Consider the following 15,786-nt stretch of genomic DNA (forward strand, 5'->3'; position numbering starts at 1 on the left):
TCTTTCTGAATTCTCTACTCTCCACTTATTTCGCGAGTTTTTCGAACCGTTCGAACTGTGTGCTGTAAAAGGCGTGCCGTTTCTCGTCCGGAATGTAGGTTTTCACCTCGAATGAACCATTGACCACTTTGCGGGCTTCAGACAGCGAATTGATTTCTCCGGCGGCCATCGCCTGCGCAAGCAGATTTCCGATCGCTGTCGCTTCCACCGGGCCGGCTACAACCGGAAAATTCAGAGCATCTGCGGTCAGCTGCATGAGCAGCCCGTCTTTCGTGCCTCCTCCAACGACATTCAAGCACTGATACTTCACTCCGAGCAGTTTCGCAAGCACGTTGAGTTTGTTGCGGAAATAGAGTGCCAGCGAATCATAGATCGCCCGCACAACTTCGCCGTCGTTCGTGATGGCACCCTGTCCCGTGCGTTTGCAGAAGTCGATGATCCGCTGCGGCATGTCACCGGGTGTGACGAACGACGGATCGTTCGGGTTGATGAGGAACTTGCAAGGTTCCGCGCTTCGCGCCATATCCTCCATTTCCGCAAAGGTAACGGGGGCTTTGGTTTCGTTCCAGATGCGGCGGGTCTCCTGAAAAAGCCAGCTGCCCATGATGTTCGAAAGGAACCGGATCTTGCCGTCGAGTCCCCCTTCGTTTGTGAAACTGAAGAGCTCCGACTCCTCGCTGCGGAACGGTTTGTCGATTTCGGCTCCGAGCAGTGCCCAGGTTCCGGCGCTGATGTAGGCCCAGCTTCCCCGCTCCGGGGCTGGAACCGCCGCAACGGCGCTGGCGGTGTCGTGCGAACCAACCTTGATGATCGGAATCGGACCACATCCAAGCTCTTTCTGCAATTCTTTTGACAACGTTCCGGAAAACGTGCACGGTTTCACGATTTCCGGGAATACGTCCCGCGGCAGGCCGAGGCGGTCGATGATCTCCCAATCCCACTCTTTCGTCTCCGGATCGAGCAGATTGGTGGTGGAGCACTCCGTATATTCGCTCGTGCGTTCCCCGCCGAGCGCGTATGCCAGAGCGTCCGGCATCGTCAGAAAAAAGCTCTCCTTGAAATCCTCCGGGTGCATGCGGTGATGCGCCGCAAGCTGATAAACCGTATTGAGCAGCATACACTGGATGCCGGTTCGTTCATAAAGTTCCTTTTTCGAAACCTTGCACCAGACGTCGCTTTCAGGAGAGTTCGTCCGGGTGTCGCGATAGTGGTAGGGCCAGCGGCGCATTTTTCCGGTTTTCTTGTCGAAGAAAACATAGTCGACGCCCCAGGTGTCGATTCCGATTCCCTTGAGTTCCGGTTCAACGGCAAGCGCCTTACGGAGTCCTTCCCTGAGTTCGGCGCACAGCTGCGGAAAATTCCAGAAGATCGCTCCGTCCTGTTCTGTCGGACCGTTTGCAAAACGGTGGACTTCCGTCAGCGACAGCTTGTCATTTTCGAGTTTCCCGATGATGGCACGGCCGCTGGAAGCGCCGAGGTCGAACGCAAGAAAGCTGCTCATAAACCCTTTCCCCCTTATTCTGCTGTATGTTTCCTGAAGGCATCCTCGCCGTAAATTTCGCCGAGCCGGTCGTAGCTCATCCGGATCAGCTCTTCGGTTTCATCCCAGCCGATGCAGCCGTCCGTAATCGAGATGCAGGGATCGGGTTTTTCCCCCGGTTTGATTTTCTGGGAGCCGGGAAGAAGGTTGCTCTCAAGCATCACGCCTGCAATTGCAGTTTCCCCTTCCTTGATCTGATTGAGAACGTCCCGCAGCACGATGTTCTGCTTGCGGTAATCCTTGCCGGAGTTTGCGTGGCTGCAATCGATGATGATTGTCTGCGGAATTTTCGCCTTCTTCATCGCGACTTTCAGAAATGCGATATGTTCCGCTCCGTAGTTCGGTCCTCCGCCGCCCCGCAGCACGATATGTGCATACGGATTGCCGCGTGTGCGGAAAACTCCGACATGACCATCCTCAAGCACACCGATGAAACTGTGTTCGCTGCGCGCAGTGGAAATCGCGTCGATCGCGATCTGGAACGATCCGTCTGTCGCATTCTTGAATCCCACCGGCATCGACAACCCGCTGCCGAGCTGGCGATGGGTCTGTGCTTCTGTCGTGCGTGCTCCGATCGCCGCCCAGGAGACCGCATCGGCCAGATACTGTGCGATGATCGGGTCGAGCATCTCCGTCGCCACCGGCAAACCCAGATCGACGATTCGAAGCATGAGCTTACGTGCGATGAAGATCCCTTTTTCGATATTGTAACTCTCGTTCAGGTCGGGATCGTAAACAAGCCCCTTCCAGCCGATGGTTGTGCGCGGCTTTTCAAAATAAACGCGCATCACGATCATGATCCGATCCTTGACCTCGTCGCTGAGCGCGCGAAGCCGCCTCGCATATTCGAGCGCGGAATCGGGATTGTGAATCGAACACGGACCCACGATCATTATCAGTTTTTTCGACTTCCGATCCAGAATGTCGCAAAGCTCCTGCCGCGCCTCCATGACCCGCATGACCGCGTCCAGCGACAACGGCAACTCGGAGCGAACCGCACCTGGGCTGGAGAGCACACTGCGGCTGGCAATATTTAAATTGTTACTGCTGACCATGAAAATAAAGTTCCTTTAATGAGGGGAATAATATACAATCCCCCCGTCGTTTTTACAAGCGCTCCGGCAAGTTTGTGAAGGAAGAATCCCCCTCTCCTCCCGGATTTCACCTGTAAAAAAGGAAAGGCGGCCCGGCCGCCTTCCTGGTTTTGATTCGCAAATTCATCAGGACGCTGCCTGTTCCGCGGCCTCCTGCGATTTCTTTTTGGCAATTTTGGATCGTGCGACCGCACTGGTTTCGAGATCGCCGAGCATGATCCGAATACGACGGATGTTCTCCCTGCACTCCGGAATTTTCACCTTTTCAAAGAGATTCACTCGCTGCGACGTGCTGCGCAGTTCCGCCGCAAGCAGCCGATGCTGCTCTTCCAGCACCTTGTACGCTTCGCGCAGTGAAACCGCCTCTTTCAATGCCTGAACCGCATCATCCACGTACCAGTCCGTATCAAAAAGATCCCAGGTGACTGGCTCGAATTCAACCCGGTCGAAGGTCGGAATCGCAATACCGGCGATGTTCGCTTCGCCGGTTGTCACACTTTGAACGCGCACCAGGCTTTCGAGAAACTCCATTTCCTCTTTCCGACTGAACAGCTCGAGAAATCCCGCCATTCGCCGGACGAGCGCTTTCTGCTCCTCCAGATTTTTTTCGAGCTGCTCGGTGCTGAGGCGCACTTCCATCTGAAGCTGCTGCTTCTTGAGCTGCAGCGTCGGAAGGAAGCGGACAAACTGCTTGAGCGAATCCTGCTGTGCCTTGAGCTCGGTTTTCGTAAATTTGATCTTGGCCATCGGTCGCCCTCCGCAGGCTTACTTCTTCGCCTCGGGCCAGTACTGCTCCACGAGGTCGGTCTTGATGCCGACTTCGTTCCGGTCGAAACAGTCGGCCAGAATCTTCCAGCCCAGATCGAGCGCATCCTCAAGTGAGATGTTGACTGAAAGATCCATCATATTCTTCTCGAAGAGCTTGCCGTACTTCAGAAGTTTCTTGTCCCACGCCGACATCTGGAAGCCCATGGACTGCTTTTCCAGCGTGCTGCGGTAATCCGAATAGAGCCGGATCATCGAGTCCATGATCGCGCGGTGGTCCGGACGGGTTTTTCCGTTGACCTGCTGCTTCAAGCGCGACAGCGATCCGAACGGCTCGATACGGCCGTGGCGCAGATAGAACTGCCCTTCCGTGATGTAACCGGTGTTGTCCGGCACCGGGTGGGTCACATCGTCGCCCGGCATCGTGGTGACCGCCAGAATCGTAATCGAACCGGCCGAGTCGAAGTCGACCGCCTTCTCATAGCGGCTCGCAAGCTGACTGTAAAGATCTCCCGGGTAACCGCGCGTCGCCGGAATCTGTTCCATCGTGATCGCGATCTCCTTGAGCGCATCCGCGAAGTTCGTCATATCGGTCAGCAGCGCGAGAACCCGCTTCCCTTCGAGCGCAAACTGTTCCGCCACGGCCAGAGACATATCCGGAACCATCAGGCACTCCACGGTCGGATCGGCCGCCGTGTGGATGAACATGACCGTACGCGACAAAGCTCCCTGTTCATCAAGTGTGTTTTTGAACTTCAGATAATCGTCGTATTTAAGTCCCATTCCGCCGAGGACGATCACATCGACCTCCGCCTGCAGCGCGATGCGCGCGAGCAGTTCGTTGTAAGGTTCACCCGCAATGGAGAAGATCGGCAGCTTCTGCGACTCGACCAGCGTGTTGAACACGTCGATCATCGGGATGTTCGTCCGGATCATATTGCGGGGAATGATACGCTTGGCCGGATTTACCGACGGTCCGCCGATGTCGACCATGTCCGAAGTCACTTCCGGGCGGCCGTCGCGCGGCGTTCCCCGTCCCGTGAATACGCGACCGAGCAGCGCTTCCGAGCTTGAGACCTGCATCTCGCGTCCGAGAAACCGCACCTGATCCCCCGTGCTGATGCCGCGGCTGCCCGCGAACACCTGCAGCGAAACCTTGCCGTCCGCCAGCCGGATCACCTGCGCAAGCGAAACACCGCGTGCGCTCGTCACCTCGGCCAGTTCGTTGTAGCTGACGTCGTCGGCCTCGACCGTGATCACGTTGCCGGCGATATGAATGATTTTGTGATAGACTTTACGCATTTACCGTGCTCCGTTCCGCGATTTTTGCTTCGATGGCAGCCTCCTGCTCCTTGAATTCTCTGCTGTCCATGGCGAGATAGTTGAGGTCCATGAACATCTGACGCAGGTTCAGGAAGTAGCTGCGGGCGGTATCCTTGTCCGGCAGAGAGAAGCTGCCGGTGAGAACCTTGTAGATCCGGTCGAACATATACCGCTGACGTTCCGCGCTGGACGCACCGTCGATATTGTCGAACGTATTCTGCTGCAGATAGACGTAATCGAGAAATTCGCTCTTCAAATAGACGATGAAGTCCGCGAGGCTCGTACCCTCTTCACCGATCACCTTCATCATCTGGTTGACCTCGGCGCCCTGGCGCAGAATGCCGCGCGCGAATTCGACCTCCTTCGCGTCGACCACGCTCTTGTATTTGCTCCAGCTGTCGAGCGGATGGATTGCCGGATAACGTCGCGCGTCCGACCGCTCGCGAGAAAGACCGAGAAACGCGCCGACCACCTTCAGCGTCGCCTGCGTGACCGGCTCTTCGAAGTTGCCGCCCGCAGGCGAAACCGCGCCGCCGATCGTGACCGAGCCGATCTCTCCGGTGCGGAGCCTGACCAGCCCCGCACGCTCGTAGAATCCGGCAATCAGCGATTCGAGATAGGCCGGGAACGCCTCTTCGCCCGGGATCTCCTCCAGTCGGCCGGACATCTCGCGCAGCGCCTGCGCCCAACGCGAGGTAGAGTCCGCCAGAAGCAGTGTATTGAGTCCCATCTGGCGGTAGTATTCCGCGAGCGTCACGGCCGTGTAGACCGACGCTTCGCGCGCCGCAACCGGCATTGAGCTCGTATTGCAGATGATGATCGAGCGGTTGATGAGCGGCTGGCCCGTGCGCGGATCTTCAAGTTCCGGGAACTCGCGCAGAATTTCCACCACCTCGCCCGCACGTTCTCCGCACGCCGCGATGATGACCACGTCCGCCTCGGCGTAACGGCTGATCGCGTGCTGAAGCACGGTCTTGCCCGCACCGAACGGTCCCGGAGTGCAGAAGGTTCCGCCGACCGCGACGGGGAAGAAGGTGTCGATCGTGCGCTGCTGCGTCACAAGCGTCTTTTCCGGCAGAAGTTTTTCGGCGTAGTCGGAGATCGGGATCTTCACCGGCCACTGCTGGGTCATTGTGATGTTGCGTTTTTCTCCCTGATCGCTCACAGCGACGGCCATAATTTCATCGACCGTATATTCTCCCGCGGGCGCGACCGATTCGAGCGTCCACTCGCCCTTCCAGGCGAACGGAACCATGATGTAATGGGTCACAACCCCTTCCGGAACGGAGCCGATCCGGTCTCCGGGGCGGACCTTGTCTCCGACCTTCGCGATCGGGGTGAACGCCCATTTCGTCTCGCGGTCGAGCGCGCGCAGATAGACGCCGCGCTGCAGAAAGAATCCCGATTTCTCCGCGAGCAACGGCAGCGGGTTCTGGAGCCCGTCATAAACCTGGGTCAGAAGTCCGGGTCCGAGTTCCACCGAAAGCAGTTCCCCGGTGAATTCCACTTCGTCACCGACCTTCAGCCCGTTCGTGCTCTCAAAAACCTGCAGGTCCGCCCGGTTGCCGCGGACGCGGATGACTTCGCTCTTGAGCTTCACGTCGTTGCTTCCGCCGACTTTGGCGAACGCAACTTCGTTCTGCATGACGCGGTCGCTGAATTCAATCGTGATCATGTTGCCGTTGACCGCGACCACTTTTTCAGTATTCTTCTTTCCCTCTGCCATTATTGAAACTCCTGACTCAAGTGGATGTTATATGCTTTTTTCCGCCGAATCGGTGATGCGGTCGACCGCCGCGTTGAAATTTTCCCGCCCGGTTTCGGCGCTGCGGTTGCGGTACTTGTTCAGAATCGCGAGCCTCAGGCGGTAGACGCAGAGCCCGTCGAAGTCGAAATCATGTCCTGCTTCAAGGTCGTCAAGCATCCGCCAGCGGATGCGGTCGATTTGTTTTTCCCGCTCGAACGGATCGGATGCCGCGGCCGCGGCGGCAAGGGCCGTATCGACCTCGCCGAAATAGAGTTCAGGATCGGGCAGTTTTACGGCGCGCTCCTCGTCCCGTCCCGCACGTCGCTCGGCGATGCGGGTGCGCAGATACTGCTCAAATCTCGTGTAGTCGGCATAGACACGCGGCAGCCCGGCCGCGGCGCCGGGTTCACGGCTCACGCGGAGTGTTCCGGACTTCAGTTCAGCGAGCGACTCCGGCGACATCTGCCCGGAGGCAAGCTCATCGAAATCCGCGACGCTCATGCCGGGATTCTGACCGAAGCTCAGACTCGGCAGGGAGGCTGAAAAATAGTAATACATGGTGTCCGCCGTTCCGTTTCGCCTGATTTTCCGTTATTTTTCCGCGAGAATCTCCGCCAGCCGCGGGCCGATGTAGGCGGCGACGAGTTCGGTTACCGCCTCGCTCGTGAAGTCGAAATAGACCTCGCCGTTTTTGAAATTGACTTCGAGTCCGCCCTTGATTCCGGAGTCGCCGAACACTTTCGGCTCGGTCCGGAAGCTCGCGCTGAGCGAACCTTTCAGCGCCGTTTCGAGGGCCGGAACATCTTTCACGGCGGAGAGAATCGTAAGCTGACTGTTCGGATCGGCCGCGAATTTCGCGGCAAGCTCTTTGATCAGCGCGGCCATGAAGGCCGGAGTCAGCGCCTGTTCCGCCGCAGTGGAGACGGCACGGGTCATACGGCTTTCCAGCTCCTGCTGAAGTTCAAGGATGATATCGCGAGCGGCCTGACGGACTGCGGCTTCCGCCCGCTTTTCAAGGGACGCGGCCTGTTCCGCTGCCTGTTTTTCGATCGCTTCGGCCTCGGTTTTCGCCTTTTCCCGGATCGACTTCGCTTCTTTCTCCGCGTCGGCGATAATCCCCGCCGCGGTGGCTTCCGCCTCTTTCACGCCCTTCTCGTGAATTTTATCGAGCAGGCTCTGGAATTTTTCCGCCATTTTCATCCCCCTGTGCCGTCAGGCTTTGATTTTTGTTTGCAAATATTCGCTTGGTAATGTAGTTCTGAAAACCTTATTTTTCAAATCATGACGCCCGAATTTGGAAAGATTTACCGATTTTTTCCGGTTCCGGCGGAGTTTCACGGCTCTTTTGCGGTTGTATTCCGGCTTTCGAACCGGTATATTTGAAAGGAAATCGGATGAATGTTTTGCAATTGTCCGGTCAATCGCATCTGTTTTTCGGAGATAATGGAATTGTGAATCTGCTGCTGCTCGAACCTGCCGACTTCATCTCGGAATCGGTTGTCCGGATCTCCGGACGGCGTCATCGCCAACTGCTCGATGTGATCCGCGCCACCCCCGGAAAAATCTGCCGCGCCGGACTCCTGAACGGAAAAACCGGCACGGCGGAAATAACCGTCATTACTCCGGAAATGACGGAATTATCCGTCACTTTGAGCGGAAATCCCCCTCCGAAACTCTCCGTTACTTTGATTGCCGCGCTGCCGCGGCCCAAAACGTTCCTCAAGGTGCTGCACACGGCGACGGTCATGGGGGTCGAGCGGATGATCTTTCTCGAATGCTGGAAGGTCGACAAGAGTTACTGGTCGACTCCGCTGATCAAACCCGAAAGCATCCGGGAAAATCTGCTGCTCGCACTTGAGCAGGCCGGAGACACGGTTCCGCCTCCGGTGGAATTCCGCCGCCGCTTCCGACCGTTCGTCGAGGACGAGCTCCCCGGCATTGCTTCCGGAACACTTGCCCTTGCGGGTCATCCGACCGCGCCGGAGGAGATGCCGCATCATCTTTCCGGCCCGGTCACACTGCTGGTCGGCCCCGAGGGGGGGTTCACCGATTATGAAATCGGCCTGCTGGAGCGGAACGGGGTTCGTCCGGTCAGTTTCGGCCGGCGGATCATGCGGACTGAATTTGCCGTTACGGCGCTGCTTGCACGCATGGAATAAACGGTTCGACCGTTTGCAAATTCGACTGTGAGCAGTATATTACGCAAATGATTCACCCCAAATACCGACGGGAAGAGGAGAAACTGCGGGATGAGCCGTTATTTTGAACTGCGTCGCGAACTGCATGAAAAATTCGCCGCCGCCGGAATCGAGTCGGCGGGCGTGGATGCGGACATCCTGATTGCCGAACTGGCCGGAATCGACCGGTGTGAACTTTTCCTACGCGCCGATACGGAAGTTCCGAAGGAACTGGAACGGCGCATCCGTTCTCTCGCCGCCCGGCGCGCGCAGCGTGAACCGCTGCAGTATCTGCTCGGCTACGCTTATTTCATGGATATCCGGCTCGATGTCTCTCCGGAAGTGCTGATTCCACGCCCGGAGACCGAGCGGCTGGTCGAATGGGTTGTCGAACAGCTTCCCCCGGGTGGAACGTTGCTCGATCTCGGCACCGGTTCCGGTGCGATCGCGCTTGCGGCGGCACATGAACGTTCTGATTTTGCCGTTACCGCGGTGGATGTGAGTCCGGAAGCGTTGGCGCTGGCGATGCACAACGGCGAACAACTCGGACTTTCCGCGCGGGTCCGGTTTTTCGAATCGGATCTTTTCGATGCGCTTGAGGGGGAGCGGTTCGATCTCATCGCCGCGAATCTTCCCTATGTCACTGATGAGGAGTATGAAACACTGGAGCCGGAGGTCCGCTGCCACGAGCCGCGTCTCGCTCTGACCGCGGCGGATGCGGGCTTCGACCTGATCCGGCGCGCGGCATGCGCGGCTCCGCACCATCTGAAGCCGGGCGGACAGATCATCTTTGAACTTTCCCCCCCTCAGGCGCCGCGACTCGCGGAACTTCTGGCCGCTTCCCGGGCGTGGAGCCGGATCGCCGTTTTACGGGATTACACCCGTCGGGAACGGTTCATCACCGCACAGACGATTACGCCGGAGAAGGAAAAATGAAAAACGAAAAGAACGCTCTTCCCGGACGCAGCTGCAGCATTCGCGAATTGGCGAAATATGTCGGATTGTCGACCTGTACCGTTTCGAAAGTGCTGAACAATCGTGCCGGAAACAAAATTCCGCCCGCGACCCAGCAGCGGGTATTGGCCGCGGCGAAGGAGCTGGATTACGTTCCGAATGTGAACGCACAGCGCCTTTTCCGGAAACGCAGCGGGGTGCTCGGGCTGCTTGTTCCGGCCAACCCGCTCACGTCCGGGAACGTCTTCGGCGACGCCCATTTCGTCGACATCCTCGGCGGAATGGAGCCGCTGCTCGAAGAGAACGATTCCCATCTGATGCTGCTTTTCCGCAATGAGGAACGGAGACCGGAGGAGCGTTATGGGAAGCTGTTTCGTGCCGGAACCATCGACGGACTGCTGATCTGGGGAGCCGCTCCCGAGTGTGGATATTTCCGCGAACTTGAGGAGAATAAACTCCCTTATGTATTCATCACCAGCCGGCCGCTGGAAGCCGTCGCGGACGAAGTGAATCTGGTCTCAAGTGATTTTCACGCGACCGCCCGCGATGTGACGCAAGCCTTGCTGCGGGTCGGATGCAGGAAACTGCTGTTTCTCGCCGGCCCCGAAAAGAGCTCCGTCACATCTGCCATGCGGGGTGGAGTCGCGGAGGCGCTCGCCGGGAGTGGCGTGGAACTCTTTATTCGTTATTCCCGCTACGTGCCCGAGGATGCGCGTGAAGCCGTGCTTGCCGCCCGGAAGAGCGGCCTCGCATTCGACGGTGTGTTGTGCGCCTCACGTGAGATGACCCCCGGAGTGGTTGAGGCGGCTTCCGGAGAAGGTTTCCCGTTTCCGTTTGCAACGCTTGACAGTCCGGCCCGGGGAGCGCTGCTGCCGCAGGAGGTCGCTGCCGGAAAGGTGGATGATTCCGCCGTCGGCCGTATTGCGGTTTCTTCGCTGCTGGAGTTGATAGAGGGGAAACGCAGCCGCATTCGTTGTTTGATTCCGGGAACCACGGTTACGAATCCGCGTTTTCTCCCCGGCAAAGCATGATTCCGGACACAAAAACCCATTCTCCTTCCTGTACGGAAGAATCGCGGGATAAAAACGCAAGGAAGTGGTACCGAGGGCGGGACTTGAACCCGCATGGTCGAAACCGGTTGATTTTGAGTCAACTGCGTCTGCCATTCCGCCACCCCGGCATACCATGTTTATTAAAATAGCCGCGTCTCCCTGAAAAATCAAGTCCCGCACCGAAAAAGCCGCAGATTTTTCTACGTTGCAAGACTAGAAAACCCCACCGGCAAGACGGATCCCGTGATGGGTGAACTCTTCCGGCGCGAGTTCGAGAAACGGCAACGCCGCCGCAAAGTAAGGCGCATCCCCTCCTGTCGCGACGACGCGAACCTTTTCAACCCCTCCAAACGGAGCGGCGGCGACCTGTACGAGCTCCCGCACGAGCCCGACCGCGCCACGATCGACCCCGAACCGGATCGACTCGACCGTGCCGTTTCCTGCCTGTTCCGGCAGCTTCGCCGAGAATGGAATTTCAGGAAGCTGCGCGGTTCCCGTTGCCAGCGCGCGGCGCATGAGCCGCCGTCCCGGTGCGATCGCTCCGCCCCGGAATACCCGCTTTTCATCGACGATCTCCAGCGTGATCGCCGTTCCGCAGTCGACCGCTATCGCCGGAAGCTCATAAAATTCCGCCAGAGCGATTGCGTTCGCCACCCGGTCCGCACCGAGTGTCGAGCAGTCGATCTGTGTAAAATCGACAAAAGTCCCGCTCTCCCGTGCGTCGATAAAATGGATTTTTTCCGCTCCTGGGCGTCTCTTCACCTCCGGCACCACCGTTGCCGCAACGACCGGAACTCCCTCGGGCAGCGCATTCGGATCGAACCGCGCTGTCTCAATCCGGAACAGCGGCTCGAAATATTTTCCGTTCCACAACTCCGCACGGCTGAAAGTATTTCCGATGTTCACCACGACAGTCAAGAGCAACCTCACAGAAAAGGACGCAATTCCGGGCGCAGCCCGAAGGTTCCGAGCAATTCCTTGATCCGCTGCGCCTGATTGGCGTGGCAGACCAGCGTCGCATCCGGCGTCGTCACAATTACAAGATCATCGACTCCGATTGCCGCAACCAGGTGGTTCGGCTGTCCTGAAACGATCAGATTGTGCGAATCAAGTTCCGCGAAGAGCCCGGTTGCGACATTGCCGTTGCGGTCGGCGGTCAGGTGATTCCGCAACGCGGTCCAGCTGCCGATGTCGTCCCAGTCGAAGCGGCACTCCGCCACCGCCATTTTCTGCGCGTGTTCCATGACCGCATAGTCGATGGAGCGCTTCTGCTGGCGTCCGAAAAGCGACGGCAAGGTATCGGCAAGTTTGCCGGTTTGTTCAAGTTCACTGACCTGCCGGAGCATCGCTGCGAGTTCCGGACACTGGCGCTCCATCTCCACTTCGAGCGTCCGCACCTGAAACAGAAACATTCCGCAGTTCCAGCGATAACTGCCGTCCTTCAGAAACTCCTGCGCGGTCGCCAGATCCGGCTTCTCCCGGAATCCGAGGCTGCGGAACAGTTTCGTCTCCCCCGCCGATTCGAGCATCTCTCCGCAGCGGATATATCCGTAGCCGGTCGCCGGTTCGGTCGGAACGACTCCTACTGTATAAATCCACTCCGGATTTTTCCGCGCCCGCAGCGCCACATCTTCCAGCAGAGAAGCCAGATCATGCGTGCGCTCAATCAGGTGATCCGCCGGCAGCAGAATCATTACCGCGTCTTCTCCCCCGCGCGCCCGGATGATTCCGGCCGCCAGCGCCGCGCAGGGCGCGGTATCACGCGCGGCCGGTTCGCCGATCACATTCTCCTCCGGCAGAAACGGCATGAGTACACGAACCCCCTCGACGTACTCCCGGTTCGTCACCACAAGGATATTCTCCACCGGCAGCAGCAACCGCAACCGGTCCACCGTCAATTCGATCATCGTCGCATCGCCGAGGAGCTGCAGAAACTGTTTCGGGCGGCCGATCCGGCTCTGCGGCCAGAAACGCTCTCCCTTCCCCCCCGCCATCACGACGGCATACACTTTGTCCAGCATGATTGCGCCGTCCCCCCTCCGGCTCAATTTCCATAAAAAACAGCCTCCCGCAGCGGGGAGGCCCGATCTGTTCATGAAACGGAACCGGAGCAAAATCCGGTTCCTGCTTCCTCGCTCAGCTCATCTTTTCGATGATCTTCACGAGCGGCGCGAACAGCGCCACGACGATGCCGCCGACGATCACGGCCAGACCGACGATCATCAGAGGTTCGATCATGGAGGTCAGTGCGCTCACGGCGTTGTCGACTTCCTCGTCATAGGTGTTCGCGATCTTGTCGAGCATCTCCGGCAGCTTACCGGTCTCCTCTCCGACTTCCACCATGGAGATCACCATTTCCGGGAAGATCTTCGTCGCGGAGAGCGGTGCGGCGATTCCTTCGCCCTCCTTCACCGCGTCGTGCACCTTCTGGATGCCGTTCGCAACCACTTCGTTGCCGGAGGTCTCCTTCACGATGGAGAGCGCCGACAGCACCGGCACTCCGGAAGCCATCAGCGTTCCGAGCGTACGCCCGAATCGCGAGATCGCCGTCTTCGAGATAATCGGACCGAACAGCGGCATGTTGTATTTGACCCAGTCGACACCGTATTTCCCCGCAGGAATCTTCACGGTAATCTTGTATATGACAATAATCGCCACAATACCGATCAAGTACCACCACCACTGCTCCACCATCGTGTTGCTGACGTCGATGACGAATACCGTGACTCCCGGCAACGGTTCGCCTTCGAGCAGTTCTGCGAAGATCTTCGTGAAGTTCGGCACGATGAAGATCATCAGACCGATCACCGCGAGGATCGAAATACACAACACCACCGACGGGTAGATCATCGCCGACTTCACCTTGCCGGAAATGCGCGCCGCCTTTTCCATGAAGCTCGCAAGACGGTCGAGAATGATCTCCATCGCACCCGACGCCTCACCGGCGCGAACCATGTTCAAATAGAGTTTGTCGAACGACTTCGGATGCTGCGAAAGCGCTTCCGCAAAGGTCGACCCCCCTTCCACCGTATCGGCGGTTTTGCCGAGAATCTGCTTGACCGCGGGATTCTTCGCCTGTTTCTCCAGCGTCCGCAGCGAACGAATCAGCGGCAGACCGGCACTCAGAAGAATCGCGAGCTGGCGCGTTACGATCGTAAGCTCCTTGCGCTTGATCTTCACCGTACCGATGGTCATGTTGAAGCCGCCGGCCTTCTTCTTGCCTTTGGCTCCCTTCTGGTTTTTCTTCTGCCCGCCGATCTCCTTGATCATGGTCGGGAACATTCCCTTGCTCTTGAGCTCGGCTGCGACGGCCTCTTCGGAAGCGGCAGTGATCTTGCCCTTCTGCTCCTTGCCGGATGCGTCCATCGCGGTGTACGTGAATTGCGGCATTTTATCGTCTCCGGATTAAAATAACTCTGATCAGATCTATATTAAGTGTAACGAAGTACCTCGTCCACAGTCGTTTCCCCGTTGAGAATCGCGGCCAGGCCGTCCTCGCGCAACGTCCGCATTCCCATCTCCCGCGCCTTGTCGCGCAGATGGTTGGCGGGCGCCTCGTCGGCGATCATTTCCCGGATCTCGTTGTTCACGACGAGCAGCTCGGTCAGAGCTTTCCGACCCTTGTAACCGGTGTGGTTGCAGTTCGGGCACCCGCGGCCGTAGGAGAATTTCCGATCCCCGATGACGCTCCGGTCGATGCCGAGACGGTAAAGGTCATTGTCGGTCGGCACATAGTAGGTCTGACAGTTCTTGCAGACCCGGCGAACCAGGCGCTGTGCCAGAATTCCCGCCAGTGACGAACAGATCAGAAACGGCTCGACCCCCATATCCACCAGACGCGTCACCGTACTGGCTGAGTCGTTCGTATGCAGCGTGCTGAACACGAAGTGCCCCGTCAACGAAGCCTCAATCGCAATCTGCGCGGTTTCGAAGTCACGGATCTCTCCGACCAGAATCCGGTCCGGGTCCTGACGGAGGAACGCACGCAGCGCCCGCTGGAAGGTCATCCCCACCGCATCGTTGATCGGCACCTGGATGATCCCCTCGATGTCGTACTCCACCGGGTCCTCGGCGGTCAGAAGTTTGTCCTCGACCGTATTGACCTCCCCGAGCGCGGAGTAGAGCGTCGTGGTCTTGCCCGAACCGGTCGGCCCGGTTACGAGCAGAATCCCGTTCGGCAGATGGATCATCTCCCGCAGCTTGGCAAGCACGTCCTCTCCGATTCCGAGCGAATCAAGCTGCAGGTTCACCACCGTGCGGTCCAGCACGCGGAGCACCACCGACTCCCCGTAACTCGTCGGCAGGCACGAAACGCGCAGGTCGACCGGACGCCCATGGAATTTCAGCTGAATACGGCCGTCCTGCGGACGCCGACGCTCGGAAATGTTCAGCCCCGAAATGATCTTCACGCGGCTGATGACCGGTACGGCCAGACTGCGCGGCGGCGGCGGCATCTCATAAAGCGCGCCGTCCACACGGTAGCGGATCCGGAACTCCTTTTCAAACGGCTCAAAGTGAATGTCCGACGCCTTGTCCTTGATCGCCTGATGGATCACGACTTCCACGAATTTCACGATCGGCGCATCGTTCGCGCGCTCTTCGTCGGTCTTGGTCTTGTCCTCCTCCTGCTCGGCCGGACCGAGTTCGGCGATGATGTCCGCAACCGAATCGACCTCTTCCGGGTAGTAGCGCTCCAGCTCCGACTCGAAAAGATCGGCGTCGACCGCAACCGGCAGGATATTCCGGTCGAGAATGAAGCGCAGAGATTCGATCGTCTGATAATCGAGCGGATTGCGCATCGCCAGTTGAATTGTGCCGTCATCCTCAATGGCCACCGGAATCACGCCGTAGCTGCGCGCTGTGTTCGTGTCGATGCTTTCAATGATCTCCTTCGGCACATCCGCAACACGCGGATCCCAGACATACGATCCGAGGCTGTCCGCGATGATTTTCAGCAGCTCCCCGCGTTTGAAGAGCCCGTAGTTTTCGATGATCTCCATCACCGGCTTGCCGCTGCGCTCATACTCCTCAGCGATTTCGTTGAGCTGTTCCCTGAGGCCGGGACGCTCGGCGGAATAGTTGGTTTTCAGAAGATCGATTAAGGCTGAACTTTCAATATCGAGCATATTTTCAC

14 protein-coding genes and 1 tRNA gene are annotated in these 15,786 nt (G+C 58.2%); 3 read left to right on the forward strand and 12 right to left on the reverse strand.

Features of this window, described 5'->3' with window-relative positions; genetic code table 11:
* Positions 1-25: 25 nt before the first annotated feature.
* From Q0K10_RS03980 to Q0K10_RS04010, 7 genes are all read right to left on the reverse strand, one after another.
* The gene (locus Q0K10_RS03980; RefSeq protein WP_294503470.1) at positions 26-1,501 is read right to left on the reverse strand and encodes an FGGY-family carbohydrate kinase; all 1,476 of its coding nucleotides are present in this window, start codon (positions 1,499-1,501) and stop codon (positions 26-28) included.
* A 14-nt stretch (positions 1,502-1,515) separates the two neighbouring features.
* A complete protein-coding gene (locus tag Q0K10_RS03985; protein WP_294503473.1) occupies positions 1,516-2,595 on the reverse strand; it encodes a 3-deoxy-7-phosphoheptulonate synthase in 1,080 nt (359 codons plus the stop codon).
* Positions 2,596-2,760: 165 nt separating this feature from the next.
* Positions 2,761-3,381, reverse strand: coding sequence for a V-type ATP synthase subunit D (locus Q0K10_RS03990; RefSeq protein ID WP_294503476.1), 621 nt, complete (start codon positions 3,379-3,381; stop codon positions 2,761-2,763).
* An 18-nt stretch (positions 3,382-3,399) separates the two neighbouring features.
* On the reverse strand, positions 3,400-4,701 hold the full coding sequence (locus Q0K10_RS03995) for a V-type ATP synthase subunit B (RefSeq protein WP_294503479.1): 1,302 nt from the start codon (positions 4,699-4,701) through the stop codon (positions 3,400-3,402).
* Positions 4,694-6,448: a V-type ATP synthase subunit A gene (locus Q0K10_RS04000; RefSeq protein ID WP_294503482.1), complete on the reverse strand. Its 1,755-nt coding sequence runs from the start codon at positions 6,446-6,448 to the stop codon at positions 4,694-4,696. Before Q0K10_RS04000 ends, Q0K10_RS03995 begins: the two co-directional genes overlap by 8 nt.
* Before the next feature lie 27 nt (positions 6,449-6,475).
* Positions 6,476-7,027 carry a DUF2764 family protein gene (locus Q0K10_RS04005; RefSeq protein ID WP_294503486.1) on the reverse strand — a complete coding sequence of 184 codons (552 nt, stop codon included), beginning with the start codon at positions 7,025-7,027 and terminating at the stop codon, positions 6,476-6,478.
* Positions 7,028-7,060: 33 nt separating this feature from the next.
* Positions 7,061-7,663 (reverse strand): V-type ATP synthase subunit E family protein, encoded by a 603-nt coding sequence (locus tag Q0K10_RS04010; RefSeq protein ID WP_294503489.1) that lies wholly within the window; start codon positions 7,661-7,663, stop codon positions 7,061-7,063.
* 257 nt (positions 7,664-7,920) lie between these two features.
* On the opposite strand from Q0K10_RS04010, the gene Q0K10_RS04015 reads away from it, so the two are divergent.
* The 3 genes from Q0K10_RS04015 to Q0K10_RS04025 all read left to right on the forward strand — a co-directional run bounded on the left by Q0K10_RS04015 (position 7,921) and on the right by Q0K10_RS04025 (position 10,631).
* Complete coding sequence (locus tag Q0K10_RS04015; RefSeq protein WP_294503492.1) at positions 7,921-8,628, forward strand: 16S rRNA (uracil(1498)-N(3))-methyltransferase; 708 nt, start codon at positions 7,921-7,923, stop codon at positions 8,626-8,628.
* Positions 8,629-8,718: 90 nt separating this feature from the next.
* Complete coding sequence (gene prmC / locus Q0K10_RS04020; protein WP_294503495.1) at positions 8,719-9,582, forward strand: peptide chain release factor N(5)-glutamine methyltransferase; 864 nt, start codon at positions 8,719-8,721, stop codon at positions 9,580-9,582.
* A complete protein-coding gene (locus Q0K10_RS04025) occupies positions 9,579-10,631 on the forward strand; it encodes a LacI family DNA-binding transcriptional regulator (RefSeq protein ID WP_294503498.1) in 1,053 nt (350 codons plus the stop codon). The genes prmC and Q0K10_RS04025 overlap by 4 nt, the downstream gene beginning before the upstream one ends.
* Positions 10,632-10,696: 65 nt before the next feature.
* Here the strand turns inward: Q0K10_RS04025 and Q0K10_RS04030 are convergent.
* From Q0K10_RS04030 to Q0K10_RS04050, 5 genes are all read right to left on the reverse strand, one after another.
* Positions 10,697-10,780, reverse strand: a tRNA-Leu gene (locus Q0K10_RS04030).
* 85 nt (positions 10,781-10,865) lie between these two features.
* Entirely contained in the window at positions 10,866-11,582 is a 717-nt protein-coding gene (locus tag Q0K10_RS04035) for a type III pantothenate kinase (RefSeq protein ID WP_294503500.1), read from the reverse strand.
* Positions 11,579-12,673, reverse strand: a complete 1,095-nt coding sequence (locus Q0K10_RS04040) for a mannose-1-phosphate guanylyltransferase (RefSeq protein ID WP_294503503.1) — start codon at positions 12,671-12,673, stop codon at positions 11,579-11,581. The genes Q0K10_RS04035 and Q0K10_RS04040 overlap by 4 nt, the downstream gene beginning before the upstream one ends.
* Before the next feature lie 115 nt (positions 12,674-12,788).
* A complete protein-coding gene (locus tag Q0K10_RS04045; RefSeq protein WP_294503506.1) occupies positions 12,789-14,042 on the reverse strand; it encodes a type II secretion system F family protein in 1,254 nt (417 codons plus the stop codon).
* Between the two features lie 41 nt (positions 14,043-14,083).
* The gene (locus tag Q0K10_RS04050; protein ID WP_294503508.1) at positions 14,084-15,778 is read right to left on the reverse strand and encodes a GspE/PulE family protein; all 1,695 of its coding nucleotides are present in this window, start codon (positions 15,776-15,778) and stop codon (positions 14,084-14,086) included.
* Positions 15,779-15,786 lie beyond the last annotated feature (8 nt).

It is taken from the genome of uncultured Victivallis sp. (assembly GCF_944391105.1).
Classification (GTDB): domain Bacteria; phylum Verrucomicrobiota; class Lentisphaeria; order Victivallales; family Victivallaceae; genus Victivallis.

Bases quoted from the DNA above. Each gene is read 5' to 3' on its own strand.
- Q0K10_RS03980 (WP_294503470.1), bottom strand. From the start codon at position 1,501: ATGAGCAGCTTTCTTGCGTTCGACCTCGGCGCTTCCAGCGGCCGTGCC.
- Q0K10_RS03985 (WP_294503473.1), bottom strand. From the start codon at position 2,595: ATGGTCAGCAGTAACAATTTAAATATTGCCAGCCGCAGTGTGCTCTCC.
- Q0K10_RS03990 (WP_294503476.1), bottom strand. From the start codon at position 3,381: ATGGCCAAGATCAAATTTACGAAAACCGAGCTCAAGGCACAGCAGGAT.
- Q0K10_RS03995 (WP_294503479.1), bottom strand. From the start codon at position 4,701: ATGCGTAAAGTCTATCACAAAATCATTCATATCGCCGGCAACGTGATC.
- Q0K10_RS04000 (WP_294503482.1), bottom strand. From the start codon at position 6,448: ATGGCAGAGGGAAAGAAGAATACTGAAAAAGTGGTCGCGGTCAACGGC.
- Q0K10_RS04005 (WP_294503486.1), bottom strand. From the start codon at position 7,027: ATGTATTACTATTTTTCAGCCTCCCTGCCGAGTCTGAGCTTCGGTCAG.
- Q0K10_RS04010 (WP_294503489.1), bottom strand. From the start codon at position 7,663: ATGGCGGAAAAATTCCAGAGCCTGCTCGATAAAATTCACGAGAAGGGC.
- prmC (WP_294503495.1), top strand. From the start codon at position 8,719: ATGAGCCGTTATTTTGAACTGCGTCGCGAACTGCATGAAAAATTCGCC.
- Q0K10_RS04025 (WP_294503498.1), top strand. From the start codon at position 9,579: ATGAAAAACGAAAAGAACGCTCTTCCCGGACGCAGCTGCAGCATTCGC.
- Q0K10_RS04040 (WP_294503503.1), bottom strand. From the start codon at position 12,673: ATGCTGGACAAAGTGTATGCCGTCGTGATGGCGGGGGGGAAGGGAGAG.
- Q0K10_RS04045 (WP_294503506.1), bottom strand. From the start codon at position 14,042: ATGCCGCAATTCACGTACACCGCGATGGACGCATCCGGCAAGGAGCAG.
- Q0K10_RS04050 (WP_294503508.1), bottom strand. From the start codon at position 15,778: ATGCTCGATATTGAAAGTTCAGCCTTAATCGATCTTCTGAAAACCAAC.